Source organism: Brucella tritici (genome assembly GCF_902825325.1).
In the GTDB taxonomy this organism is placed as follows: Bacteria; Pseudomonadota; Alphaproteobacteria; order Rhizobiales; family Rhizobiaceae; genus Brucella.
The window spans coordinates 253,092-279,978 of record NZ_CADEAR010000002.1; the positions used below are offsets into that span (position 1 = coordinate 253,092).

Genomic DNA, 26,887 nt, shown 5'->3' on the forward strand with positions numbered 1-26,887 from the left:
TCATGTGGCGTGTCTGCTGCCATCCGTCAAGTTCTGGTTCGTCACCTTTCCTTGAGAGTCTTTCAGAGACTGCAGCGCTTCATCCAGAACGACATCCGGCAGCGGCATCAGATATGGGCCTTCGGTGAACAGAAGCGCTGTTTCGACAATCCGTCCCGGATAAAGCGGCGCCAGCAATTCGCGATAGAGTGCAAGCTGCGCTCGATAGGCGAAAGGAACCGCCTCTATGGTTTTCGGCGGCGGTCGATTGGTCTTGTAGTCGACGATCAGAACCCGGTCCTCGCCGACGCTGATGCGGTCGATCTGACCGGACACTGCATGATCGCGTCCGCCAAGCTCGATCGTGCCCATGATGGCGACTTCCCCGCGTGAGCCTTCGGCAAAGACGGGCGCATAGGTCGGATCGTCCAGAATGGTCCGCACACTTTGCCATGCTATCTGACGCTCCGTTTCCGGCCAGTCGGCAGCGATCCGATCAAGATAGTTGCGTGCCAGCGTTTCACGCCCATCCTGCGGTACATCCGGCAGATATTGCAGCAGCATATGAATCGCCGTGCCGCGCCGCAACGCAAAGGCCGGCGTCCCATCGCCCGCCCCCAATACCGGCGAAAACGTATCGAGCGGCGGTTCCTCATTGGCTTCGATCAGCGCGGATGCGCCAGACGGCGCCAGCGGCCGCGGCAGTCCGGTTTCCGGCTTTATCGGTCGCAAATAGTCGAGCGGCAGCAACGGCAGCGCATGGTCTTCGGTTCTATCCTGATCGGCAATCTCGACCAATCCGCGTGGTGTATTGCGATAACGCCTCGCGGCAACACCCAGAACGGGGTGCACGAATGTCTCGGCCTTGGTGGCCAGCGCGTCCTCGACAAGGCGGTGCCATGTCTCGCCGCTTTCGCGCGTGCCGCGATAACCGCAGATGATGAGCCTATCTTCCGCCCGCGTCATACCGACATAGAGCAGGCGACGATATTCCTCTTCGGCCCGCGTTTTCAGCTTCTCGATCTGTGCCGTCGTAAAACCGGTCTGGTATCCGGCATTCGGTTGCCAGAGATAGCCTTTCACCGACGGATTATCGTTCGAAAAGTCAAAAGGAATGAGCTTTGGCGCGCGACTGCCCGTCCAGACAGCACTTCCCGGATCAACGAGAAACACCACCGCCCCTTCCAGCCCCTTGGCGGCGTGGACGGTCATGATACGCACTTCATTGCGCCCCTGATCCAGTTCGCGCTTGATTTCCGGCGATGCCGCTTCCAGCGTTTCAAGGAAGGCTTGTAGGCCGGGCAGACCGGCACGCTCGGCCGAAAGGGCATAATTCTGGAATTCATCGATGATGTCGCCAGCTTCCGGCCCCAACCGCGCCAGGAGTTTTCGCCGTGCGCCGTCCGCGCTCAATATCCGTGCATAGAATTCGAACACCGGCATCGTGTCAGCCATATTGCGCCAGCGGCTCAAGGTCTTGTGCACTTCGGCCAGCACGCCATCGCCACGCGAGACCTGATAAAGCCGCTCGAACAGCGTAAGGCTTGAACCGCGCGGATGAGCAAGCTCGAATAGTCGGTCGTCATCCCAGCCGAATAGCGGGCTTTTCAACACCGATGCCAGCGAAAGATCGTCCGAAGGTTGGAGCACGAAACGACCGAGTGCCATCAGGTCTTGAATGGCAATATGGCTGGTGAGCCGCAGGCGGTCTGCACCGGCCACTGGAACGGACAGGTTTTTCAGCGCCCGCGACAGAGCAGGCATGAACTGGTCGCGCTTTCGTACCAGAACCATAATGTCACGCGGCATGATCCGCCGGTTCTGGCCCGGAATGGGTTCGCCTCGATCCAGCCAGTGGCGAATGGTGGCCGCGATCTGATCCGCCAGCCGGACAGCAGGTGCTGCCAGATGATCGACCGGCTCGCGCCAGTCGTCGGGCTCTTCCACCACTTCCGGCGTCAGCATATCCCAGATTTCCACCTCGCCCGGTTCGCTGGAGCGAATGGCAGTATGAGTGGTCGCATCTCCGAGGCCTCGATAGGCTTCTGGACGTCCAAAAACTTCATCTACAGCCTGGAGTACATCGGGAGTGGAGCGGAAAGAAAAATTCAAACGTACTTCGCTGAAAGTCAGATCAGCGTTGCGAGTTTTAACGTCGATTGCTCTACCCTGCGCCGCGAAATCCTCCGGCACCGCGCCCTGGAACGAGTAGATCGATTGTTTTTCGTCGCCAACGGCAAAGAGCGTGCGGCTGATATTGCGCTGGCCGAGGCCGGAGAAAAACTCTTCCGACAGCATGCGGATCACCTGCCACTGGTCGGGGCTGGTATCCTGCGCCTCGTCGACCAGAATATGGTCGATACCGCGATCGAGCTTGTACTGCACCCACTGCCCTGCCCCATCGCGGGCGAGCAGCGCCACGGTCCGGGTGATGAGATCCTCGAAATCGAGCAGACCGCGCCGACGTTTCAGGTCGTGATAGCGTTGCAGCAGATTGTCGATCAGCGTCAGCGCGGCCAGATTGAGCCGCACAAGGCGCAATTCCTTCAGCCGGTCGAGTCCCTGTTCGACACGCGCCGCGGCCGCGTCGAAATCCTCTTCGAAATCCGGCCGAAGTTTCTTGACCGCTGCCGAGCCGACATAAGAGCCGGATTTCGGTTCGCCGGAGCTTTTCAAAAACGCTGCGCGCAACACGGCCTCGCGGTCACGCTGGCTTGTCACCTTTTCGAAACGCCGGAGCTGCAGCGCAAAATCCTGCGCGCGCGACGCACCCTTCTGGATCGACATGATAAGGTCGAGCGCATCGTCCGAAAATTCCGGTATCGGCCAGAGATCGGCGACAAGATCATCTTCGCTGATTTGCGGGTCGAAGCGGAAAGCCCGGTGCAGGGCTTCGCTGCGATGCGCCGCCGCGCCCAGTTCGGCGATATAGGTCTGCAAGCCGTTGCGCCTGCTTACCGCCTCATCCAGAAGCGATTGCAGCCCCATCTCGCCCGCTGCCTGCAAAACATCGGCAAAGGCCGCTGCAAGCTCAGTATCGCCGCCACCATGCGCCGTTTCAAGGAGCTGGCGCCTGGCTTCACCGACAAGGGCTGCCTGCATCAGATCATCCATCATCTCGAAATGACCGGCAATGTTCGCCTCAAGCGGGAACTGGTGCAGGATCGCTTCGCAGAAAGCATGGATGGTCTGGATTTTAAGTCCGCCCGGCGTTTCCAGCGCGCGCGCAAACAGGCGTCTCGCTGCGGCAAGACGCGCATCCCCCGGTCTGCGCCCTTCCAGCGACTTCAGACGTTCGGCAAGTTCGATATCGGGCAGGACAGCCCATTCGGAAAGCCGCATGAACACGCGGTTCTGCATCACCGCCGCCGCCGCCTTGGTATAGGTGAGGCAGAGAATCTTGGACGGGTCCGTGCCCTCCAGCAGCAGGCGGATAACACGTTCGGTCAGAACATGCGTCTTGCCGGAACCCGCATTGGCCGACACCCAGACGGAAGCTGCCGGATTTGCTGCGTTGCTTTGCGCCCGCAGCGTTTCTTCAGGGATAATAGGTGCTTTTTTCACTCGCCGCCCTCCCCGCCCGCGTCACCGCCAGCAGACCATTCCAGCACTCGTGCCAGATGATCGTAATCACCCGTCAGGTCCGTTTCGCGAAACGGCAATGCGCGCGACAGGTAGCCTTTATCCGGCTTCTGGTACTCCGCCAGCAATTGCGCCAGCCGCTGCCAGGATTCCTCGCCGAGCGCCGGTGCAGTTTTTTCCGATGGCGGCCTTCCGATCTTGAGGATCGATTCCGGCTTTACCTCGCCACCAGCCTTGAGGCGCACATAGGTCAGATCGGATGCGCGGACCGAGCCCAGTTCTCGAAACGCACCGCGTACCAGCAACGCCGCCTCCAGTGCAAGCTGCGGCGACAGCAGCACATGCGCCTGTTTGGGCGATGGTGTCGATCCCGTCTTGTAATCGATGATCTCCGCTGTTCCGTCTCGCATCAGGTCGATACGATCAGCACGGCCTGACAGCGTGATTCCGAGCCCTTCTACCTCGCGCTTGTCGGACGAAATCTCGGCAAAGCGGGTCTGGACATTATAGGCGCGCTCGCGCTCCCAGGCCAGAAACTGCGGAATGAGCGCCGTGAAGCGCGGCCACCACACGGCCTCGATTTCCGTCGGCAAGTCCATATCGGCAAAGAGGATGCGTCCCAGCTCCATCAATCGCTCTGCAGCGTCGGGAGCCAGCGGATCGATTGCCTCTTGCGTGAAATGACCCAGAATATCGTGGAACAAGGTGCCGCGTTCGGCCGCGGCCGGGTCACGGATCAAGGGTTCCAGCGGCCGCAGCTTCAATATCTTCTTGGCGAAGATCGCATAAGGGTCGCGGCGCAGCGTTTCGATTTCCGTCACCGAAAAATGCTTCGGCCTGGCGGCGACTGGAGGAGCGGGCTGCGGCCTTTTCACGAAAGGCACGTCGGGCGCCTGATCGATTTCACGCGACCACTGGATAAAGCGAGCCCCACGCCTGCGCATTTGCGTGGTCACATCCGCGCCCAGCACAGTTTCAAGCCGCTGCAGCCATCGCGATGGCACGGTCGGCGCATTATCGGAACGTTGCGAGCGCGTCAGCACGACATGATCCATGCCGAGCGCCATCTGGAAGTCATGGGCGGCAAGGCCGGTGCGGCGCTCCGGCGGATCGAGCGCGATCATCGACTTCATGGGGCGTGACATGAACGGATCGTTGCGGGTGCGGGCGGGCCAGCTCCCCTCGTTGAGACCACCGATCACCACCGTATCCATGGTTTGCAGGCGCGCTTCAAGCGCACCCCAGATGAAGAGGCGTGGATGGCCGCCCGGATGCGGCTTGACCGTCTCGCCCGCCATCAGTGCATCGAGCACAGCCGGCCATTCCGAAGCTTCAAAGTCGAGTCCGGCTTCGCTCGAAACCAGACCACGCAAAAACGCGGCGAGCTGTTCGCCGCGTTCGCCGGAATAAAAAGGCGCGATGCTGGCCTTTTCATTACGCGCAAGATTTTCCAATGCTTCGACCGTTGCACGCGCGATTTCACCGATCTCGGTCCGGCGTCCAGCGATGACGAAAGGCGCCAATGGTACCACCGCATTGGACAGGCTTTCGCAAAGATTGCGGGCGACGGCGATCATGTCCGGCGTGACCGTATCGTGCCATGCCGGTTGCCACGGCTGGCTGGCGCTTTCCTCCAGCCGCCTGTCGAAAAATGCGGGAAGATCGAGTACCGAGGCGCGGCCCGTGCCACCGCGAAAGGCTATGAGTTCCAGGGTTTCGGCGGCAAGGCGTCGCTCGATACGGGGAGCTTCCAGCCGCAGCAGCGGATGCTTGACCAGCGCCAGCAGAGCAACCGGATCGCCCGGATCAAAGACGGTTTCGACCAGCAGCCGCAACAATGTCGTGGTCTCGACATCACGCAAATGCCGCCCACCGGAATCGTCGGCATCGATCCCGAAACGGGCGAGTTCACCCACCACGCGCCGCGCCAGATTGCGGTCTGCCGTGACAAGCGCAGCTGTTCTGCCTTCATCATTGATTGCATCGCGCAGGACAAGAGCCACCGCAAGCGCCTCTTCCCTCTCGTTGGCGGTTTCAATCAGGTCGATCGTCTGTGCCGCCTGCCGCAAGGCTTCCGGCTGCATATCGGGGTCGCGCGCAAGCTGTCCCCATGCATCAGTCGTTTCCGCCGGGCGAAGGGCTTCGCTGACAACCCGCTCGCGCAGGCGTTTGGAGGCAGGCATATCGTCCAGATGTTCCACATCGTCGCGCAATGTCTGCATTGCGTCGAGAAGCTTGCGCAATCCGAATTGCGGATGACCGAAGGTCGAGGGATTATCGGTTGCCGATGCCAGCATCTGCCAGGCCGCATCGTCCAGATCGCGGTCCAGTCCCGGCAGCACGACCGCGCCATTCGGCAGGTCTGCAATAGCTGAAATAAGCTCAGCAGTCGCAGGTATCGAACCGGTGGAACCCGCAACGATAACCGGCCCGGCAGGCGGATGAGCGCGCAGGCGCTTTACTTCACTCCAGATGAGGTCATTGCGATGCGCAGCAGGATTTGAAAGCCGGCGTTCCGCCAGAATATCCGGCCACAAATTGGTGACGATGTTGAGAAAGCCGAGCGTAACTTGCCACCAGTCGGCGAGGTCTTCCGGGGCAATTCCCGCAAGCTCGCTCCATTTAGCCCCATCGGTTTCGACCTGATCCATCAGCCCGGTCAGATCCCGGGCAAGCCAGATTGCATCGGCAGTGGTTGCAGGAACGGAAACATCGTCAACACCGAACAGCGCGCGCACATGCGAAGGCAGCGATTCCCGCCATGGACGGATCAATCGCGCCAGTAGCAGAAGCCGCTCCGCTGTACCGATAGGCGGATTGACATCGAAAACGTCCGACGAACCGGCATTGAAGAACGCGGCATCTTCATCCACATCACCAAGCGGTTTTATCGTCGGCAAAATAGCGCTCTTTTTTTCCGACGCATTTCCGGACGCAAAACCGGTTCCCACTTTTGCTGGAAATGCTTTAGCCGGATTCCTATCGACCAGTATCGATCTCAAGGCGCGCGCTGCACGGCGCGTCGGCACATAGATGGTTGCATTGGCCAATGCCAGCGGATCCGATGGATTGCCGGGAAAACCTTCGACCAGCCGTCCTTCCAGAAGCGCTTTGGCAAAAGCAGGCAGAAACGGCGTGCCGGGAGGAATTGAAAACAGGCGCTGTCTCCCATCTCTGGGTTGTCGTGCGCTCATGCCGTTTGCCTCCCTCATGCAAATGTTGTGAGTACCGCCTCCGCCTCGCCGATTGCGTCCGGCGTTCCGACGGTCAGCCAGTGCCCGCTCATTGGCATACCATAAAGGCGGCCTGCTGCAATCGCTTCATCGAAATAGCGGTTGAGCGAGGACACACCCGGCTCGGCGTCAGCGAAAATGCGGGGATGGATGATCCCTGCGCCCGCATAGATCACCGGCTCGCCGGAGACGTCCCGTGCACGGCGCAAATGTCCGTTTTCGTCGGCAACGAAATCACCCTTGCCTTCATAACCGGTTTCCTGATCGAGACGCGCCGTCATCAGGAGAATATCCATCCGCTCCGCGTCCCAGGCCTCGGAGAGCGCTGACAGATTGGGGGTCTTCTCGTCGCCTACCCAGAATGTGTCGGCATTCAGAATGAAAAACGGCTCTGCTCCGAGCAGCGACAGCGCCTTCACAATACCGCCTGCGGAATCGAGCAGCATCTCGCGTTCGTCCGAAATCACAATATCCAGATCGTTGCGATGACGCAGATGCTCTTCCAGTTGGTCGGCTAAATAATGCACATTGACGATTACCGTACCAATGCCTGTCTGCACCGCTGCATCAAGCCCCCAGTCGATCAAGGGCTTGCCCGCTACCTTGACCAGCGGCTTCGGAATGGTTTCGGTGATGGGACGCATGCGCTTGCCAAGTCCGGCGGCAAGAACCATAGCCGTCTTCGGGCCCGTTTCAGGCGTTTTCATTACGCGGCCTCTTCCTGCTGCATCAATCCCAATTCCTCAAACCATGCCGCCACTGGCGCCATGACTGGATGTTTCAGCACGCGGCCGAGATAGTCATGAATGCGTGGCAGGTGTTTTAGGTAATCCGGCTTACCATCACGCTCATCGAGCCGCACGAAAAGGCCGAGCAGCTTGGCATTGCGCTGTGCGCCCATCGCCGCATAGGCCTTGCGGAACAAAGCCTCGTCGAACGCATGTCCGAGCGCACAACGCTCATCGCAATAGGCAGCGACCACAGCCTGTTCCAGCTCCGGCGAAATCGTCACGCGTGCATCGAGGGCCAGCGAAGCCACGTCATAAGCTGCCGGTCCAATCATCGCATCCTGAAAATCGATGACACCGATCTTGTCCTTGCCTTCCGCCTCCGGGAACCAGAACAGGTTGGGCGAATGATAATCGCGCAAGAGCAGGCTCTTCTCAACATCGGCAATGTCGGCGATCACATCATCCCATGCGGCTTCGTAAGCTTGCTTTTCTGCGTCGGTAAGTTGCCTTCCCATCATGCGCGGCGCATACCACTGGCCGATGAGGCTAACCTCGATCATCATCGCATCACGGTCGAAACCGGCGATGATGTGGTCGGGATGCCCCGCCACAGGCGCATGGTCAGGCCAGGCAACGCCATGCAGATGCGCCAGAAAACGTCCGGCGGCCTCATAGCGTTCCGCGACAGGTTCACCCGAAGCTGCCCGCACGCCCTCGGTTCCGAGGTTCTCAAGAATAAGGAACCCGGCATCGAGATCGGCGGCACGCATTTGCGGCACACGGAAGTCCTGCCCTGCCAGAAGCCCATCAATGGCCGCAAAGGCAAGAATGTTTTCCGCAAGATGCGCAATCTGCCGATAGGTTTTTCCGTCGCGCAGCGGCGGATCATAGGGCATCTGCGGCGCATTCATCAAAATCTCGACGCCGTGGGCAGCCGTGCGGATCGTCTCGTATTTGCGTGGTGACGCATCGCCCTGCAAATAGCGTCGCGTTGCGTCGGTGCGGCCATGAAGGTCCAGAAAAGCACGAATCGCCAGGCTGCGCTCCAGCCGCTGGATCGCAGCCACTGGTCCGGACACGCTAATATGCCGCCCTGCCCCTTCGTGGCTCAGCGTGACGGCAAAAGACGGTTCAGGCAGGAAACCCTCGCCCTGCTCCGGCCATTCGGCCAGAACCACGCCATCCTCAAGAAACTCCGGCAGTCCCAGTTCATCCAGTTCTTCACCGTGTGAAATACGATAAAGATCGGCATGGGCAACAGGAATGCGCAAAGTCTCGTAACTTTGCACCAGCGTGAAAGTCGGGCTTGGGACGTCCAGCCCCTCATCATCGGCGATTGCCCGAATAATCGCGCGGGCAAGCGAGGATTTTCCCGCCCCCAGATCGCCGGAAAGCGTGACAAGATCGCCCTTCTGCAGGGCGAGGGCGAAATCCTCGCCGAAACGCTGCGTTGCAGCTTCGTCGGGCAAGAAATAGCTGATGCTGGATTGTGAGGCGCTCATGGGCACCCTTTACCTTATTCGGCGGCGACGCGGAAGCTGCGTGTTTCCGACGGAAAACGGCAAATCACCGTTGTTCCACGACCGGAACCCGTATCGATATCGACCGATCCGCCATGCAGCTCGACAAAGCTCTTGACGATGGCAAGTCCGAGCCCGGCACCACGGCGGCGACCGCCATTCGGATAGGACTGGAAGCGTTTGAAAACCGTGTCGAGCACTTCTCCGGGCATGCCGGGACCATCATCGTGGACGGCAAAGACCACTTCCGACCCCTCGCGCGCCACCTGCAGCTGGATGCTGGAGCCTTCCGGCGCATAGTTGGTCGCATTCGACAAAAGGTTGAAAAGCACCTGACGGACGCGGTTCGCATCGGCCTTGAATACATCGACGTCGTCGGCAATGTCGATATCGAGCCCGATATCATGATCGCGCATGCGCTCACCGACGCGGGAGGCAGCGGCAGAAATCGCTTCCACGACGGAAACTTCCCCGACCTCCAGTTCCATGATGCCTGCATCGACGGTCGCAAGATCGAGAATATCATTGACGATGGTCAGCAATACCGATGACGACGTGCTGATATGGTCGAGATATTCGATCTGGCGCTCGTTGAGTGACCCGAAAGCCGGTGTCTGCAACAGTTCGGTAAAGCCGATTATGTTAGTCAGTGGCGAGCGCAGCTCGTAGGAAACATGCTGGACGAAATCATTCTTGATCTGGTCGGCCAGTTCCAGCGCCTCATTCTTTTCCTTGAGCGCCCGTTCGACGCGCACCGTATCGGTGACGTCGATAAAGGTCAGCATGGTCTGGCCCTTCGGCAGCGGTACCACAGCGAAGGAAAGAATGGTGCCGTCGTCCAGCTCCACCTGCCCCATGCGCCCATCGCGTTTGTCGAGGAAGCCGGTGACGGTGGAGACGAAATCATCCCACAAGCCGTTGCCGCCGCGCTCGCCGCAAATCTTGGCAATTGACGAAATATGCGTGCCTTCGACAATGAGCGGCATCGGCAACGCCCAAAGATCGGCAAAGGACGGGTTGGAAAGCCGGATACGGCCATCGGAACCGAACACCGCCACGGCTTCCGCCAGATGGTCGAGTGTTTCGCCTTGCACCTTGATGAGCGTGTTGTAACGGCCTTCAAGTTCAAACTTTTCGGTCATGTTCTCGAAGAACCAGGTCACGCCGCCTTGCGGATGCGGATTGGCGACGACGCGCATCGTCCGTGTATCCGGCAGATGCCACATATGTTCCTGCGGCTCGACAGCGCGATAGGCGGAAAGCACCGAATCCTTCCATTTGCGCCATTCCGGCTGTTCCGGAAGTTTGCCTTCCGAACGCAGGCGGTCGAGGATCAGCGTGTTGCTCGGCTGCGATTCCAGCCATGCCGTATCGAGCGACCACAGCTTGGCAAAAGCCTGATTGAAAAATTGCAGCTTCATCTCGGGATCAAAGATCGCCACAGCGGTCGAAAGCTGATCGAGCGTTTCGGCGTGGCTCTTCATCGTGCGGTTCAGTTCTTCGCGCATCGCCTGCACCTCGGTCTGGTCGAAGCCGAGGCCGATGGAACCCGTTTCCGCGCTCACATCCGTCACGTTGAAAAGGCGGCGGTCACCGTGCACCACAGCCGTCAGCTGGTCCTGCAGGACAGGCTCGGCAAAGCGGTCACGCTCCAGACGCTGACGCGCCTGTGCGCCGAAAAGCTCGCGCCCTTCGGAAATGACCTGGCTTGCGTCGGCCATATCGACAGCCTGCGCATAGGCGGCATTGACCCATTCAACGCGGCCACCGGCGTCGCGGGTCCAGACCGGCTGGTCGATCCGGTCGAGAAGACGCCGGAAAAGCTCGATACGCTCAGAAAATTCGCGGTTTTGTGCCTGCAGCGCCGCGCGTTCCGCCTGCACGCCTTGCAGGCTGAGGAAACGCGCCACCGCAAAGCCGCCCGATGTGCGTCCGCGCACGTCGAGCAGGGTGCCGTTGACGGTTTCAACCGTGAGGTCGAAAGACCGCGCCTGTTCGCGCAACAAGCCGATAGCGCGCTCAAGTACCACGACCGATTGGGGACGCAGCCAGCGGCCAAAAGCCAGGAAGGTCGAACGATCCTGCGGAGCAGCACTTTCATCCGGCAACAGCCCAACGACTTCAGCGCGCGTGTTGTGGCCATCCCAGACCACGATGCGCTGATCCTTGAGGTTGAGCAGGGCTTCATTGCGCTGGGCGACAAGATTGAGGTCGGCGAATTTCGAACGCAGTTCCTTGTTTTCCGCAGCAACGCGCGACCGTTCGCGGATCAGCCATCCCGCTGAAAGAAGAGCTGCGCCCATCACGCCGAGGAACATGGAAAACTGAATGACCTCGAAAGCGCCGATGCTGCCGCCACCAAAGGGCAGGGCGATGCGTGCCGATTCCGCACCTTGCGCAAAAGCGGGCACTGCAGCGAAAAGCGTTGCAAGAGAAACGGAAGCCTTCATCAGGGCTGTTTTCGGAGCAAGCCAGGCAAACGGCTTTGCAACATGGGCGACAGGACGCCGTGGCCTGCCAGTAACGATTACGGAAACATTCCGCAAAATCCCAGTTGCGCCGAACTCAGGCATGTTGTCCTTTTCTCCGCCACCCGGCCATGAAAATCGCCACGAAGGCAGACTGACCGTATTAAAACACTTCAATACACATCAAAGCCCGACCATACGCACGCCGCCACAGTGCACGATGATCAACCCGTTTTCAGGTATTCAGGGGATGAATCGTCCTCTCGCTTCCCGCCACAACCGGCAAAAAACGCGCAACGCAAACACCCGCTCAAACACCTTGATTCGCCTACACAATACCCTTCCGGCGAATCCACGTGAAGCATCTTGCACGCAAAAAGAAAGACCGGGCAGTTTGTCAACCGCCCGATCTCAACATGTAGTGCAATGCTTAACGTATGGTTAATACCTGTAGTGTTCCGACTTGAACGGGCCCTGTGGAGTGACGCCGATATAGGCAGCCTGTTCCTCAGAAAGCACAGTCAGCTTGGCACCCAGCTTGTCGAGATGCAGGCGCGCGACCTTCTCGTCGAGATGTTTCGGCAGCACATAGACTTCATTCTTGTAGGCGTCGGTACGGGTAAACAGCTCGATCTGTCCCAGAACCTGATTGGTGAACGAAGCCGACATGACGAAGCTCGGATGGCCGGTTGCGTTGCCCAGATTGAGCAGGCGGCCTTCGGAAAGCAGGATGATGCGCTTGCCATCCGGGAACTCGATCAGATCGACCTGCGGCTTCACGTTGGTCCATTTCAGGTTGCGAAGTGCTGCCACCTGAATTTCATTGTCGAAGTGACCAATATTGCCGACGATCGCCATATCCTTAAACTTGCGCATATGGTCGATGGTGATCACGTCCTTGTTGCCGGTCGTGGTCACGATGATATCGGCAGTCGAAGCAGCATCGTCGAGGGTCACGACTTCAAAACCGTCCATTGCAGCCTGAAGCGCGCAGATCGGATCGACTTCGGTCACCTTCACGCGGGCGCCTGCACCGGCGAGCGACTGGGCGGAACCCTTGCCGACATCGCCATAACCGCACACGACAGCAACCTTGCCCGCCATCATGACGTCGGTGCCACGACGAATACCGTCAACGAGCGATTCCTTGCAGCCATATTTGTTGTCGAACTTCGACTTGGTGACGCTGTCATTGACGTTGATCGCCGGGAAGGGCAGGAGGCCCTTCTTCTGCAACTGGTAGAGACGGTTGACGCCGGTGGTGGTTTCTTCCGTCACACCCTTGATGGCGTCGCGCTGGCGCGTGAAGAAGCCCGGCGTTGCAGCCATACGCTTCTTGATCTGCGCGAAAAGCACTTCCTCTTCTTCCGAACCGGGGTTCGACAGAACGTCCTCGCCTGCTTCGGCACGCGCGCCGATGAGGATGTACATGGTGGCATCGCCACCATCGTCGAGGATCATGTTGGATGGCTCGCCATCCGGCCATTGGAAGATCTGGTCGGTATAGGTCCAGTATTCTTCAAGCGTTTCACCCTTGATGGCGAAAACCGGCGTGCCGGTTGCGGCAATCGCGGCGGCGGCATGATCCTGCGTCGAGAAAATGTTGCAGGAGGCCCAGCGGACCTGTGCGCCCAGTACCTGCAGCGTTTCGATCAGAACGGCGGTCTGGATCGTCATATGCAGCGATCCGGAAATGCGCGCGCCCTTCAGCGGCTGCGACTTGCCGAATTCCTCACGGGCAGCCATCAGGCCCGGCATTTCGGTTTCTGCGATATCGAGTTCCTTGCGGCCCCAATCGGCCAGGCTAAGATCCTTGACGACAAAATCTTGGCTTGCGGTCATCGCGTGCTCCAATAAAAGGCAGTTCCAGCTCGATAAAGATGTAATCAGCGGCCGGAATTGCATTCCAATGTGGGGCAGCTTTCCATGCGGGAAAGCGCTCCGGCTGCCGCCTTGACTAGCAGATCGCAGCCGGAAGCACAACGCAACATAAAGAAATCTTTATACGTGCATATCAAGCAGGTTTGTCGAATGCGGGATTGATAACCGTCAAAGGAAGATCGACCTGCAATATTTCGAGCATGCGGCGAAATTCGGCAACAGGATAGATTTCGCTTTCCGTGACCAGGGCAACCGTGCGACCGGAGCCGCCTTCGGGCTGCGGGAGTGCAGCAATCACGTCGTCTGCCGGGTCAAGAAACTGCCAGTCGGGACGGGCGGTTTCGAAAAATGATCTGAGCCATGGCAGATGGGTACTGGAAAGTGTCAGCGTGTCGATGAGCGGGTGGCTTGCAGCAATGTCATCGCAGAACGTAGCCACCTTTTGCGCGGTCTCATCCGGTTGGCGAAGAAAAGAGCCGTTTTCCACCAGTTCCACCATCGCAGACGCATTGATCAAAGCAACATTGTCCGGCCTATCGGTCTGTGTCCGGACAAAATCTGCAAGCTCTTCGCTCTCGATCATCGAGCGTACGCCCATAACGGCAACCTTGCCGCTACGGCTTGCCGCAAGTGCAGCACGAACCGGCGGCGCAACACCGTAAACCGGTACGGCAAACTCACTTTTCAATACATCGAGGACCATGACTGAAGGCGCATTGGAGGCCAGGACGATTGTTTGGGCGCCAAGGCCTGTCAGGTAATGAATCGTACGGCGCATGATGGAAAGCAGCTGATCGCGGCTCTTGGCGCCATAAGGAAAACTGGCCCGATCGGCAAAATAGATGATGTCGCGCTGTGGCTGGCTGCGCCGGATCAGCTCAACCAGAGCATAGCTGCCTATCCCCGCATCGAAAACGGCCACCGGATCGTTGAGGTCACCCACAGCGGCGGCCGTCTTGTTCTTCAGCATTCTTCGCCGAACTTGTCGGCGATGAGTGTCTGCAGGGCATCGAGTACCGCGCCGGCCTGTTCGCCCGAGGCGCTGACATCGATGCAGCAGCCGGGAGAGGCGGCAAGCATCATCAGGCCCATGATCGACGTGCCGCCAACGGTCATGCCATCCTTGCTGACCCGGACATGCGCATTGTAACCATCGACCAGTTGCACGAACTTGGCCGAAGCGCGGGCATGAAGGCCGCGCTTGTTGACGATCTCGAAGGATCGGGAAACTGCAGTTTCGGGTTCGTATTCACCGGTAACGGGCACGCTGGAATGCATGAATTACTTTCCTGTCAGGACCTGGCTCGCAACATTGATATATTTGCGCCCTGCATCCTGCGCCTCGCGCAGAGCTGTCTTGATGTCGCCCCCGATGCGGACGCTCGACAACTTGATAAGCATCGGCAGATTGACACCTGCGATGACTTCGACCTTGCCTTCCTTCATGACGGAAATGGCGAGATTGGACGGTGTACCGCCGAACATGTCGGTCAGAATGATAACCCCGCTGCCATTATCGGCGCGCTCCACCGCATCAACGATATCCCGCCGACGCTGTTCCATATCGTCTTCGGCACCGATGCAAACGGTCTCGAAATTGTCTTGCGGCCCGACTACATGCTCGACAGCATGCAAAAACTCTTCGGCCAACCTTCCGTGCGTGACAAGCACGAGTCCGATCATACTATAAAAGCTCCCGTCGCGTGCCCGCCGCATCACCCCGCCAGAGTGTCAGATGGCACTGAAACCACGCCGGAAAAGCGCCGGCGAGTTGTGCATCTTGGCAGCGCAAATCTTGATAGCAAGTGAAAAATTTCCACGTTGCCATGAAAAAAGCAAAATGCCGCAGCGTTGTGAAAAATTAATCGATTCGTAATAAAGCCGGATTCAGCCCTCGTCCGACGGCCATTTTTCGTAAAACAACATTGCCTCGATGGCCCGCGAAAGCGCGTTGGAATCGCCATTCGACGACAACGCAGGCAAAAGAAGCCGGGGCAGTGAAATACCCTCGAATTCCCACATTTCACCACTTGGATAGCGTTCCGCCTCGTCACGATCCACAAGCCTGACGACAAGATAGAGCAGTGTGCTCGCTGCAAAAGCAACCTTGTAAAGCCCCGCACCGCGAATCTCCACACCGCCAGCAAGGGCAGCCGGAACACTGGCGATCAGCCTGCCGCTTTCCGCATGAAGCAACGTGCGGTCGTCGGCGACCAGTGATGCGGCCTCTCCACGAAGGAGCGCTCTTTCTACAAGTGTCAGCGCAAGCTCGGTCTTGCCGGCGCCGGAACGGCCCATGATCATGACGCCACGACCGCGGACCTGAAGCGTCGTTGCATGAAGTCCGCTTTTTTCCTCTTCAGGGGTCATGAGCTTGCAGGAAGATCAACAATGAAACGTGCGCCCTTGAACTGATCGGGCCTTGCCGGATCGACAATATTCTCTGCCGTCAACGTGCCGCCATGGGCCTCGATGATCTGGCGGCTGATCGAAAGACCGAGGCCGGAATTCTGACCGAAGGCCTCCGACGCCGGACGATCCGTATAGAAACGTTCGAAGATACGCTCGATATTCTCGATTGGAATGCCCGGACCATTATCTTCGACAAGTACACGCACGCGGCTGCCTTCACCACTCAGGGACACCACGATACGCCCGGTATCGTCGGGCACGAAAGAACGGGCATTTTCTATCAGGTTGCTCACCACCTGACCGAGACGCAGATCGTGACCGGCAACGTTGAAGCCCTTCTTTCCGGCAGGCAGCTTGCCGGTATTGAAGACGATTTCCGTCCCGACCTTGTTGCGGCGCACTTCGCGCGCCGCCGTCACCAGATTGGTCAGAAGCGTCTTCATGTCGACACGGTCGATATGTTCGCGCGCAAGTTCCGCATCGAGACGCGAAGCATCAGAAATATCAGTAATCAGGCGGTCGAGGCGGCGAACGTCGTGCTGGATGATATCGAGAAGCCGTTTGCGCGATTCTTCGGTCTTGGCGAGCGGCAGGGTTTCGACAGCGCTGCGCAGCGAGGTGAGGGGGTTCTTCAGCTCGTGGCTGACATCGGCGGCAAAGCTTTCGATCGCCTCGATACGAGTATAGAGCGAATCGGTCATCTCGCGGATAGAGGTGGAAAGATGACCGACCTCATCCTGACGTTCGGAGAAATCGGGAATTTCCACACGGCTTTTCACACCATGGCGAACGCGGTCAGCAGCAGCCGAAAGCTTGCGCAGCGGGCTTGCAATCGTCGATGCGAGGAAAAGCGACAGGATGACCATGACCAGCGACACGACGCCGAACACGCGGAAAACCGCCATGCGTTCGGCTTGCACGATCTTGTCGATATCGTCGCCTTCGGTAGAGAGCAGGAGCACGCCCAATATTGCGCGCGAACGCTGGATCGGCACGGCAACCGAGACGACCAGCTCGCCCTTTTCATTGCGCCGTTGCGCCGTTTGCGGCGAACCGGCCAGAGCCTTTACGATTTCCGGAAAAGCGAGGCCATTGCCGCCCGGCTGTTCCTGATAGACCGGCAGGCCTCCGCCGTAAAACAGGTGCGAAATCCACGTTCCGGCCCGTTCCCAAATGGTTGGTGTCTCTTCCTCGATCGGCGGCAGGTCATAGCGAAGCACAGGCCCCGCCGAAGGAAAGCTTGGCGAATAGAGCGCGCGTGAATCGAGCAGCATATTGGCATAGCGATCATAGATGCGCGCCCGCGTGCTCGTCGGCGAAATCAATCGGCGCAACAGGGGAGAAACCTTTTCCGGATTAATCGGAAACTCCCAGTTATCGGGTGAATCCGGCGAAGGCATCAGGCTTTGCCCGGCCTGAAGCTCCAGGAGCTTTTCCGGATCGATCATCAGAGAATTGGTGTCGATGGTCGCCGAAGCCGAAATCGCGCCCGCAATGATCTTGCCCTGGGTGAGCAGGCTTTCGATCTTCGCATCAATCAGTCCCTCGCGGAACTGATTCATGTAGAGAATGCCGGAAACAAGAACCGCCAGCGCCGCCAGATTGAGAAACAGGATACGGCGCGTCAGGCTCGAAAACAGATACTGGCCGAGAAACTTGCGCAGGGGCGCAAAAAAGCGACGCCAGAACACCGAGCGCTGCCGCCGGGCCCTGCGTTCGCGCAAATCCGATTTCTGGCCGACAAGGCCATCGTTCCGGGTTTCTGCGACCATGTCGCTCTGTCTGCTCTCATTAAACTACCGCCAGACCTCATGGACTGGCGGTATGTAATTATCTATCAAGCCTCGCGGAAGCGATAGCCGACGCCATAAAGCGTTTCGATCATTTCGAAATCGTCGTCAACCGCTTTGAACTTCTTGCGCAGGCGCTTGATATGGCTGTCGATGGTACGATCATCCACATAGACCTGCTCATCATAGGCTGCATCCATGAGGGCGTCACGGCTTTTCACGACACCTGGACGCTGCGCCAGCGAATGAAGGATCAGGAATTCGGTGACCGTCAGCGTGACCGGTTCGCCCTTCCAGGTGCAGGTGTGGCGCTCCTGATCCATGACCAGCTGGCCGCGCTCGAGCGATTTCGCCTGCTGTCCGGTCGGCTTGGCTGTGCCGTCGCGTGCGGCAACCCGGCGAAGCACCGCCTTGACGCGTTCGACCAGAAGACGCTGGGAGAACGGCTTGGTGATGAAATCGTCCGCACCCATCTTGAGACCGAAAAGCTCGTCGATCTCGTCGTCCTTGGAGGTGAGGAAAATGACGGGGAGGTCGGATTTCTGGCGCAGACGGCGCAGAAGCTCCATACCGTCCATGCGTGGCATCTTGATATCGAAGATCGCAAGATTGGGCGGACGCGCCATCAGACCATCCAGCGCGGACGCGCCATCGGTGTAGGTTTCGACCCGATAGCCTTCCGATTCCAGTGCGATGGACACGGAGGTCAGGATGTTGCGGTCGTCGTCGACCAGCGCAATTGTCTGCGTTGCCGAGGCTTCCTTCATGCGAACCTTTCTCCTTCAACTAAGCCAACCGGAAGGTCCGGCTGGTGACGTCGCTCAGCCGCCAAGTGACTGGCGGGTTATAGATCGAGCGCCTTATTAAACATAGATACTATTATAATGTGCCTGCTTGTGCAGTACAAATTAGGTACAAAATGTGGCGGTGCCAGAAGAAGCCATGAAACATCACGTGCCGAATCGTTCTTTGGTTAATACCGGGGTTGATGCCAGCACGACCGGGATTCCCCGAATCTCGTAGCTCATAACGCTTAGATTAAACGATTTAAAAAAATTTCAAAAATTTTAAATCGATTAAATATTTGAATTGCCACGATTAATCTGTTTCTGACTGCCATCCTCTATTTCGCGATCAATCTGGTAGGCGCGAAAAGAGACCGATCAATTGTCAAACCATATGGCGGAGACATCATGAGAGAGACCGGCATTCACAACACGGCCGCTTCCATTGCCACTTCAGGACTGAAGGAACTCTCCGCAGTCTTTTACAACCTTGGAGCCGCCCGGCTCTATGAGGAAACCGTCCGCCGGGGCGAAGCCGAACTGTCGGCGCAAGGTGCGCTTGTCGCACGCACCGGTCAGCACACGGGCCGTTCGCCGAAAGACAAGTTCGTCGTGCGCGATGCCGACACGGAAGATCACGTCTGGTGGGACAACAACAAGCCGATGAGCCGCGAGGCCTTCGAGCTGCTCTATGCCGATTTCATCGATCATGCGAAGGGCAAGGAGCTTTTCGTGCAGGATCTGATCGGCGGCGCCGATGCCGACAACAAGATCAATGCGCGTGTCATCACCGAATATGCCTGGCATTCGCTGTTCATCCGCAATCTTCTGATCCGCCCGGAACAGGAAGCGCTTGCTACTTACGTACCGGAAATGACGATCATCGATCTGCCGTCCTTCAAGGCCGATCCAGACCGCTACGGCGTGCGCACTGAAACGGTGATTGCGGTCGACCTGACCCGCAAGATCGTGCTGATCGGCGGCACGTCCTATGCCGGTGAAATGAAAAAGTCGGTCTTCACCGCTCTCAACTACATCCTGCCCGCCAAGGGCGTGATGCCGATGCACTGCTCGGCCAATGAAGGCCCGAACGGCGACACCGCCGTCTTCTTCGGCTTGTCCGGCACCGGCAAGACCACGCTTTCGGCAGACCCGACCCGTACGCTGATCGGCGATGACGAGCATGGCTGGGGCGAGCATGGCATCTTCAACTTCGAAGGCGGCTGCTACGCCAAGACCATCCGTCTGTCCGCCGAAGCGGAACCGGAAATCTACGCGACCACGCAGCGCTTCGGCACGGTGCTGGAAAATGTCGTTCTCGACGAACACCGCCAGCCGGATTTCGACGACGGCTCGCTGACGGAAAACACCCGTTGCGCCTATCCGCTCGATTTCATCCCGAATGCATCGAAGACGGGCAAGGGCGGCCAGCCGAAGAACATCATCATGCTCACCGCCGATGCCTTCGGCGTGATGCCTCCGATTGCCAAGCTGACGCCGGCACAGGCCATGTACCACTTCCTGTCCGGCTACACGGCCAAGGTTGCTGGCACCGAAAAGGGCGTGACCGAACCGGAAGCCACCTTCTCGACCTGCTTCGGCGCACCGTTCATGCCGCGCCATCCGTCGGAATACGGTAACCTGCTGCGCAAGCTGATCGCCGAGCACAAGGTCGATTGCTGGCTGGTCAATACCGGCTGGACTGGCGGCGCTTACGGCGTTGGCAAGCGTATGCCGATCAAGGCAACCCGCGCTCTGCTTGCAGCCGCGCTCGACGGTTCGCTGAACGACGCCGAATTCCGCATCGATCCGAATTTCGGCTTTGCCGTTCCGGTCGAAGTACCGGGTGTCGACACGTCCATCCTCGATCCGCGCTCGACCTGGGCCGACAAGGCTGCCTATGACGCGCAGGCCAGGAAGCTTGTCGACATGTTCGTCACGAATTTCGAGAAGTTCGAAAGCCATGTCGATCACGAGGTAAAGGACGCAGCCCCTGCGATCCGTATCGCTGCGGAATAGCTTTTTCTACGCATGTCTTTATCCAAAAACCGGTTCCCACTTTTTGGAGACATGCTTTTACCATTCTGAGGAGGAGGGAGAGCCCGGCTGAAAGGCCGGGTTTTTCTTTTGTATAAGGGATACAAAGCGGTATATCTCCTCGTCATGGAAGAGAACCGGAACATCATCCGCATCACCAATCGCCTGACGATCCGTGACGACGATCTGGAGGAGAGCTTTATCCGTGCCTCCGGGCCGGGCGGTCAGAACGTCAACAAGGTTTCGACTGCCGTGCAGTTGCGCTTTCATGCCGTGAGAGCAGGCCTGCCCGAAGATATCCTGTCACGGCTCTTCAAGCTTGCCGGACAGAAAGGCACCAAGGACGGCGATATTCTGATTGAGGCCAATCGGTTCCGCACCCAGGAGCGCAACCGCGAGGACGCGCGCGAGCGGCTGATCGCGCTTATTGCCAAGGCTGCCGAACCACCGCCACCACCGCGCAAGAAGACCAAGCCCACAAAAGGCTCCGTCGAACGCCGCCTCAAGGCCAAGTCCGGACGATCCGACATCAAGAAGGGCCGCGGCAAGGTTTCTTACGACTGATCCAAAAAGACTCCACACAGGGAAACCCGAGACCATGAAATCCCATGAAGTCGAGACCAGCCACGGTCGCATTGCCATCCGTGAAAGCAGGGGCAGCGGAACGCCCTTGCTGATGATCCACGGCAATTCCAGCGCTGGCGCCATCTTCGCGCACCAGCTTGAAGGCGAAATCGGTAGAAACTGGCGGGTGATCGCGCCGGATTTGCCAGGCCATGGCCAGTCCGGCAACGCGCTTGATCCGGATCGCAGCTATTCCATGGAAGGCTATGCCGACGCGATGACGGAAGTGCTGACGAAGCTCGGCATTTGGGATGCGGTCGTTTTCGGCTGGTCGCTTGGCGGCCATATCGGCATCGAGATGATTTCACGCTTTCCCGGCATGCGCGGCCTGATGATTACCGGCACGCCCCCTGTGGCGCGTGAGGAAGTGGGGCAGGGGTTCAAAAGCGGCCCGGATATGGCACTTGCCGGGCAAGAGGCATTTTCCGACCGCGATGTCGAATCCTATGCGCGCAGCACCTGCGGTGAACCGTTCGAAGACCAGTTGCTTGAGATTGTCGCCCGTACGGATGGGCGCGCGCGGCGCATCATGTTCGAAAAATTCGCAGCCGGAACCGGTGGCAACCAGCGCGATATCGTTGCCGAAGCAAGACTCCCGATTGCAGTCGTCAACGGTTGCAACGAGCCGTTTGTTGAACTGGATTTCGTCTCGAAAGTCCGTTTTGGCAATCTCTGGGAAGGCAAAACCCATGTCATCGACGGGGCAGGGCATGCGCCTTTCCGCGAGACACCAGCCATCTTCGATGATTATCTGCAGCGTTTTATACGCGACTGCACGGCCTGACCCGCTGCAATCGCCAAAAGACGAAAGGGCCGGATAACCGGCCCTCTTCATATCTAAGTACTTGTTTCGTCGCATTATCCTGCGCAAAACCGCTTCGAATTTTTGCTGGAAATGCTCTAGATTTTTCTCAGGGCCACTTCCTCGATCAGATGATCGCTGCCCTTACGCAGGATCAGATCGGCGCGCGGGCGCGTCGGCAGGATGTTATCCTTGAGATTCTTCAGGTTGATATTGTTCCACAGCCCTTCGCCAATCGAACGCGCTGCATCTTCCGAAAGCTGCGAATAGCGATGGAAGAAGGATTCCGGATTGACGAAAGCCGTCTCCCGCAGCCGCATGAAGCGGTCGATATACCATTTGTGGATCAGCTGGGATTCCGCATCAATATAGATCGAGAAGTCGAAGAAATCGGAAACAAAGGGCACCATCTTGCCGTCTTCCGGCAGATCGCGCACCTGCAACACATTGATGCCTTCGAAGATCAGAATATCCGGCTTGTCGACGATCTGATATTCGCCCGGCAGGACGTCGTAGCTCAAATGCGAATAGAGCGGTGCGCGCACCTGGCTCATACCTGCCTTGATCGCTGACAGAAAGCGCAAGACCGCACCGACATCATAGCTTTCGGGAAAGCCCTTGCGCTCCATCATGTTCTGCTCGCGCAGGACCGCATTGGGGTAGAGAAAACCGTCGGTCGTCACCAGATCGACCTTCGGGCTTGACGGCCAGCGTGCGAGGAGCTCTTTCAGGATACGCGCAGTCGTGGATTTACCAACCGCAACCGAACCGGCGATGCCGATGATGAACGGCGTCTTGAACGACTCTTCCATGTTGAGGAACTGCTTGCGCTGCTCGAACAGGAGCTGGCTTGCCTCCACATGCGCCGACAGCAATCGCGACAGCGACAGATAGATGCGCCGTACCTCGTCGAGATCGATGGGATCGCCCAGCGAGCGCAGTCGCTTGACCTCATCATACGTCAAAGTGAGCGGCGTGTCGGCGCGAAAGCCCGCCCATTCCTCAGCCGAAAAGAAACGGTAAGGCGAGTAACGCGACGGCGTTAGCTGGTCCACTTTTTCCCACATATTGTCGCTGCTCTCCCTCAACGCCAATTCTGCACTAACAGCTTCCGATCCTATTTGCATTTAGGCTTTCGGACGACCGGCTTTTTCTTCAAGGCCGGTCTGCGCCGTGCGGCGTTGCAACTCTGCAAGAACCTCATTGAGTGGCACGTCCGCAACCTTGAGAACCACCAGCAGATGATAAAGAAGGTCAGCGCTTTCGGTGACCACTTCCGCACGGTTGCCTTCAACGGCGGCAATGACCGTTTCCACGGCTTCTTCACCAAGCTTTTTGGCAGCCCGTGTCTGGCCTTTTGCCACCAGACTTGCCGTATAGGACGAACCGTCCGTCACGCTGGCACGCTCCGCGACGATCCGTTCAAGGTCGGAAAGAGTGAACTCAGTCATCGGATTTCCTTCAGATTTCTGTGCATGTCGTTATCGGATCGTAGCGGGATCAGAAAACAGTCCAGTGGACTGATTTCCCCGCGAAGACGGTTCCCACTTTTCCGCGACATGCTGTATTCTCAACGGACCGGATCGAGCCGCATCGGAATACCGGCTTCGGCCATATAGCGCTTGGCCTCGCCAATCGTATAGGTGCCGAAGTGGAAAATCGAAGCAGCGAGAACCGCCGTCGCATGACCGTCGCGAATGCCTGCAACCATGTGATCCAGATTGCCGACGCCGCCCGATGCAATCACCGGAACGCGCACGCTGTCAGCCACGGCGCGGGTCAGTGCCACATCATAACCAGCCTTGGTTCCGTCGCGATCCATCGAGGTCAGCAGGATTTCACCGGCACCAAGGCTCACCACCTTCTGCGCAAATTCCACCGCGTCGATGCCTGTCGTCTGACGACCGCCATGGGTGAAGATTTCCCAACGATCAGCTTCGCCTTCGCCTGAAACCTTCTTGGCGTCAATGGCTACCACGATGCACTGATTGCCGAACTTGTCGGCGGCTTCCGCAACAAATTCCGGGTTCTTCACCGCAGCCGTATTGATCGAAACCTTGTCGGCCCCGGCCAGAAGCAGTTTTCGTATATCGGCAACCTGACGCACCCCGCCGCCAACCGTCAGTGGCATGAAGCACTGTTCTGCCGTCCGGGCCACCACATCGAAAATTGTCTCGCGATTGTCCGAAGACGCCGTGATGTCGAGGAAGCACAGTTCGTCTGCGCCCGCCGCATCATAGGCGCGGGCAACTTCCACCGGATCACCCGCATCGATCAGATCGACAAAGTTCACGCCTTTGACGACGCGTCCGTCCTTCACATCGAGGCACGGTATCACTCTTGCTTTCAGCATGGTTGTCCTCGATCTGCCGCGTCTCTTTTCAGTTTTGCCTGTCCTCGCGGTCCGGCCTTTGCCGGACTGTTCGCTGCGGGCAGGCGGGAGCGGCCGTCTTTAACATCGAGGCAAGGAATTACACGTGCTTTGAGTGTCATGCTGAAGCCCTCAGAACCGCTAGTGCTTCTGCCGGATCAATGCGGCCATCATAAAGCGCGCGACCGGAAATCGCGCCTTCCAGCTTGCGGGCATCAGGTGCGGCAAGACGTTTAATGTCATCCATCGAAGCGAGGCCGCCCGATGCGATCACCGGGATGGAAACGCTATCTGCGAGGCCGAGCGTCGAATCCCAGTTGATGCCAGCCAGAACGCCGTCACGGTCGATGTCGGTATAGATGATGGCGGCAACACCAGCACCTTCGAATTTTTTCGCCAGTTCCACCACGCCAAGCTCGGAAGCCTCGGCCCAGCCTTCAACCGCGACATAGCCGCCCTTGGCATCGATGCCGACGGCAACCTGACCCGGAAACGCCTTGCAGGCTTCGATAACCAGTGCGGGATCGCGCACGGCGACCGTGCCGAGAATGACACGGCGCAGCCCCTTGGAAAGCCAGCTCTCGATATGCTGGAGCGTGCGGATGCCGCCGCCGAGCTGCACCGGATTTTTGGTGGCTTTCAGAATCGCTTCCACAGCCTTGCCATTGACGCTTTCGCCAGCAAAGGCACCGTTGAGATCGACCACATGGAGCCATTCAAAGCCCTGATCCTCGAAGGCTTTGGCCTGCGCGGCCGGGTCTTCATTATAGACGGTGGCCTGATCCATGTCGCCGAGCTTCAGGCGCACGCATTGACCGTCTTTCAAATCGATGGCGGGAAATAGGATCATAATGTCAGGGCTTCCATTTCAGGAAATTGGCAATGAGCGAAAGGCCGAGCAGCTGGCTCTTTTCAGGATGGAACTGCGTGCCCACCATATTGTCGCGACCGACCGTGGCGGTGACATCGCCGCCGTAATCGGTCACAGCCAGCACGTCAGCCTTGTTCTTCGCATCGAACATATAGGAATGCACGAAATAGGCATGCAACCCGTTCTCGCCGGTCTCGATTCCTTCGAAGATCGGGTGAGAATGTTTCACGTGAATCCTGTTCCAGCCGATCTGCGGAATTTTCAGCGAAGGATCGGACGGCGTCATTTCACGCACATCGCCCGCGATCCAGCCAAGACCCTCGGTCACTTGCTTTTCAAGCCCGCGTTCTGACATGAGCTGCATGCCGACGCAGATGCCAAGGAAGGGATGCGCCTTTTTTAGAACGACATCTTCCAGCGCTTCCACCATGCCCGGAACGGCATGAAGTCCGCGACGGCAATCCGCATAGGCGCCAACGCCCGGCAACACGATGCGGTCAGCCGTCGCCACGCGGTCGGCATCCGCCGTCAGTTCAATTTCTGCTGCGACACCGCCCTCATGCGCTGCGCGCTCAAAAGCCTTTGTGGCCGAGCGCAGATTGCCGGAGCCGTAATCGATGATTGCAACACGCATTTTCAGTTTTCTCCGCGATGGCCGACAAACCCGATCGTCGAGCCAAATGAGGAATAGGTGGGACGAGGGGGCTGCTGTGCCCATTCCGGCGCAGGCTTTTCCGTAAGAGCGGTAGCTGGCCCGGATGCATCTTCGAGGCCGTAGAAGTAGCGGATTTCTGCCTCTTCCAGATTGGAGGCATCGATGACCGCTTTCTCGACAAAACCCTGTCGCCTGAGCTTGGCGATCTTCCAGTCGACGCCTTCCAGCGCCACGAACAGCGATACCAGCAGGGTCAGAAGCGGAACCGCATCGGTAATGCCAAAGTAAGCACCGGCAAGTCCGAGCAGGATCGAAATGCCCAGAACGGCAAAAGCTTCGAACCACAGACGTTGAGTCAGAAGCCAGACGAAAGGCAGGACCAGCGCCAGAACGTGGAATCCGTCGCGCACGAACACGGCTTGCTCAAGGTTTTGAGTATCTTCCGGTTCAAGAACGACGAATTGCGCCATGGCTTACCCTTTCAGTGAACCCTTGGTGGAGGGAATTGCATCCTTCTGGCGCGGATCGGTTTCAAGCGCCGTGCGCAGAACCCTGGCAACCGCCTTGAAGATCGATTCCGCAATATGGTGGTTGTTGGCACCATAATGATTGTTGATATGAAGCGTGATGCCAGCGTTCATGGCGAAAGCCTGGAAGAACTCACGCACCAGCTCGGTATCGAATGTACCGATCTTGGCTGTGGTGAAATTGACGTTCCAGACCAGAAAGGCGCGCCCCGATACATCGACGGCAGCGCCGGTCAGCGTATCGTCCATGGCAAGGTCCATCGAGGCATAGCGCACGATACCGCGCCGCTCGCCCAAGGCTTTGGCAATGGCCTGACCAAGCGCGATGCCAGTATCCTCGACCGTATGGTGATCATCGATATGCAGGTCGCCCTTGGCCATGACGCGCATATCGATGAGCGAATGTCGGGAAAGCTGCTCCAGCATGTGATCGAAGAAGCCGACACCGGTGGTGATGTCGAACTTGCCAACGCCGTCCAGATCGACCGAAACGGCAATGCTCGTTTCTTTCGTGGAGCGTTCGATGCTTGCCTTGCGGGTGCTTTCAGCAGTCATAAGCTTTCCTCATTCAATAGCTTGGAGGCGTTCTAGAACAGCTTGCTCACTTTGCCAATTCCTT

Annotated in this window: 22 protein-coding genes; 3 read left to right on the forward strand and 19 right to left on the reverse strand. The window is 58.3% G+C overall.

Features of this window, described 5'->3' with window-relative positions; genetic code table 11:
- The 12 genes from addA to HWX93_RS03465 form a co-directional block, all read right to left on the reverse strand.
- The gene (gene addA / locus HWX93_RS03410; protein WP_176036503.1) at positions 1 to 3,543 is read right to left on the reverse strand and encodes a double-strand break repair helicase AddA; all 3,543 of its coding nucleotides are present in this window, start codon (positions 3,541 to 3,543) and stop codon (positions 1 to 3) included.
- Positions 3,540 to 6,755 carry a double-strand break repair protein AddB gene (gene addB / locus HWX93_RS03415; RefSeq protein WP_176036504.1) on the reverse strand — a complete coding sequence of 1,072 codons (3,216 nt, stop codon included), beginning with the start codon at positions 6,753 to 6,755 and terminating at the stop codon, positions 3,540 to 3,542. The genes addA and addB overlap by 4 nt, the downstream gene beginning before the upstream one ends.
- Before the next feature lie 14 nt (positions 6,756 to 6,769).
- On the reverse strand, positions 6,770 to 7,501 hold the full coding sequence (locus HWX93_RS03420; protein WP_176036505.1) for a nucleotidyltransferase family protein: 732 nt from the start codon (positions 7,499 to 7,501) through the stop codon (positions 6,770 to 6,772).
- A complete protein-coding gene (tsaE, locus tag HWX93_RS03425; protein ID WP_176036506.1) occupies positions 7,501 to 9,027 on the reverse strand; it encodes a tRNA (adenosine(37)-N6)-threonylcarbamoyltransferase complex ATPase subunit type 1 TsaE in 1,527 nt (508 codons plus the stop codon). Before tsaE ends, HWX93_RS03420 begins: the two co-directional genes overlap by 1 nt.
- Positions 9,028 to 9,041: 14 nt before the next feature.
- A complete protein-coding gene (locus HWX93_RS03430) occupies positions 9,042 to 11,495 on the reverse strand; it encodes a PAS-domain containing protein (protein ID WP_419190677.1) in 2,454 nt (817 codons plus the stop codon).
- A 459-nt stretch (positions 11,496 to 11,954) separates the two neighbouring features.
- Positions 11,955 to 13,355, reverse strand: coding sequence for an adenosylhomocysteinase (gene ahcY, locus HWX93_RS03435; protein WP_061344616.1), 1,401 nt, complete (start codon positions 13,353 to 13,355; stop codon positions 11,955 to 11,957).
- 172 nt (positions 13,356 to 13,527) lie between these two features.
- Entirely contained in the window at positions 13,528 to 14,364 is an 837-nt protein-coding gene (locus tag HWX93_RS03440; RefSeq protein ID WP_176036508.1) for a glutamate racemase, read from the reverse strand.
- Positions 14,358 to 14,672 carry an HPr family phosphocarrier protein gene (locus HWX93_RS03445; RefSeq protein WP_109987021.1) on the reverse strand — a complete coding sequence of 105 codons (315 nt, stop codon included), beginning with the start codon at positions 14,670 to 14,672 and terminating at the stop codon, positions 14,358 to 14,360. The genes HWX93_RS03440 and HWX93_RS03445 overlap by 7 nt, the downstream gene beginning before the upstream one ends.
- A gap of 3 nt (positions 14,673 to 14,675) precedes the next feature.
- On the reverse strand, positions 14,676 to 15,077 hold the full coding sequence (locus tag HWX93_RS03450) for a PTS sugar transporter subunit IIA (protein WP_006472522.1): 402 nt from the start codon (positions 15,075 to 15,077) through the stop codon (positions 14,676 to 14,678).
- A gap of 204 nt (positions 15,078 to 15,281) precedes the next feature.
- Positions 15,282 to 15,764, reverse strand: coding sequence for an HPr kinase/phosphorylase (locus HWX93_RS03455; protein WP_176036509.1), 483 nt, complete (start codon positions 15,762 to 15,764; stop codon positions 15,282 to 15,284).
- The gene (locus HWX93_RS03460; protein WP_176036510.1) at positions 15,761 to 17,578 is read right to left on the reverse strand and encodes a stimulus-sensing domain-containing protein; all 1,818 of its coding nucleotides are present in this window, start codon (positions 17,576 to 17,578) and stop codon (positions 15,761 to 15,763) included. Before HWX93_RS03460 ends, HWX93_RS03455 begins: the two co-directional genes overlap by 4 nt.
- Positions 17,579 to 17,643: 65 nt before the next feature.
- Positions 17,644 to 18,363, reverse strand: coding sequence for a response regulator transcription factor (locus tag HWX93_RS03465; protein WP_006468074.1), 720 nt, complete (start codon positions 18,361 to 18,363; stop codon positions 17,644 to 17,646).
- Between the two features lie 426 nt (positions 18,364 to 18,789).
- On the opposite strand from HWX93_RS03465, the gene HWX93_RS03470 reads away from it, so the two are divergent.
- The 3 genes from HWX93_RS03470 to HWX93_RS03480 all read left to right on the forward strand — a co-directional run bounded on the left by HWX93_RS03470 (position 18,790) and on the right by HWX93_RS03480 (position 21,826).
- Positions 18,790 to 20,400 (forward strand): phosphoenolpyruvate carboxykinase, encoded by a 1,611-nt coding sequence (locus HWX93_RS03470; RefSeq protein WP_176036511.1) that lies wholly within the window; start codon positions 18,790 to 18,792, stop codon positions 20,398 to 20,400.
- 144 nt (positions 20,401 to 20,544) lie between these two features.
- Positions 20,545 to 20,982, forward strand: a complete 438-nt coding sequence (gene arfB, locus HWX93_RS03475; protein ID WP_109987172.1) for an alternative ribosome rescue aminoacyl-tRNA hydrolase ArfB — start codon at positions 20,545 to 20,547, stop codon at positions 20,980 to 20,982.
- A 34-nt stretch (positions 20,983 to 21,016) separates the two neighbouring features.
- The gene (locus HWX93_RS03480; RefSeq protein ID WP_176036512.1) at positions 21,017 to 21,826 is read left to right on the forward strand and encodes an alpha/beta fold hydrolase; all 810 of its coding nucleotides are present in this window, start codon (positions 21,017 to 21,019) and stop codon (positions 21,824 to 21,826) included.
- Positions 21,827 to 21,942: 116 nt separating this feature from the next.
- Here HWX93_RS03480 and coaA read toward each other — a convergent pair whose 3' ends face one another.
- The 7 genes from coaA to hisB all read right to left on the reverse strand — a co-directional run bounded on the left by coaA (position 21,943) and on the right by hisB (position 26,823).
- Positions 21,943 to 22,911 carry a type I pantothenate kinase gene (coaA, locus tag HWX93_RS03485; protein WP_010657674.1) on the reverse strand — a complete coding sequence of 323 codons (969 nt, stop codon included), beginning with the start codon at positions 22,909 to 22,911 and terminating at the stop codon, positions 21,943 to 21,945.
- A 60-nt stretch (positions 22,912 to 22,971) separates the two neighbouring features.
- The gene (locus tag HWX93_RS03490; RefSeq protein ID WP_061344609.1) at positions 22,972 to 23,295 is read right to left on the reverse strand and encodes a phosphoribosyl-ATP diphosphatase; all 324 of its coding nucleotides are present in this window, start codon (positions 23,293 to 23,295) and stop codon (positions 22,972 to 22,974) included.
- Positions 23,296 to 23,414: 119 nt separating this feature from the next.
- Positions 23,415 to 24,197 carry an imidazole glycerol phosphate synthase subunit HisF gene (gene hisF, locus HWX93_RS03495; protein ID WP_176036513.1) on the reverse strand — a complete coding sequence of 261 codons (783 nt, stop codon included), beginning with the start codon at positions 24,195 to 24,197 and terminating at the stop codon, positions 23,415 to 23,417.
- Positions 24,198 to 24,333: 136 nt separating this feature from the next.
- The gene (gene hisA, locus HWX93_RS03500; protein WP_176036514.1) at positions 24,334 to 25,065 is read right to left on the reverse strand and encodes a 1-(5-phosphoribosyl)-5-[(5-phosphoribosylamino)methylideneamino]imidazole-4-carboxamide isomerase; all 732 of its coding nucleotides are present in this window, start codon (positions 25,063 to 25,065) and stop codon (positions 24,334 to 24,336) included.
- Positions 25,066 to 25,069: 4 nt separating this feature from the next.
- The gene (gene hisH, locus HWX93_RS03505) at positions 25,070 to 25,720 is read right to left on the reverse strand and encodes an imidazole glycerol phosphate synthase subunit HisH (RefSeq protein WP_109987013.1); all 651 of its coding nucleotides are present in this window, start codon (positions 25,718 to 25,720) and stop codon (positions 25,070 to 25,072) included.
- A gap of 2 nt (positions 25,721 to 25,722) precedes the next feature.
- The gene (locus HWX93_RS03510; protein WP_176036515.1) at positions 25,723 to 26,211 is read right to left on the reverse strand and encodes a DUF2628 domain-containing protein; all 489 of its coding nucleotides are present in this window, start codon (positions 26,209 to 26,211) and stop codon (positions 25,723 to 25,725) included.
- Between the two features lie 3 nt (positions 26,212 to 26,214).
- On the reverse strand, positions 26,215 to 26,823 hold the full coding sequence (gene hisB, locus HWX93_RS03515; RefSeq protein WP_112586829.1) for an imidazoleglycerol-phosphate dehydratase HisB: 609 nt from the start codon (positions 26,821 to 26,823) through the stop codon (positions 26,215 to 26,217).
- Positions 26,824 to 26,887: the final 64 nt, after the last annotated feature.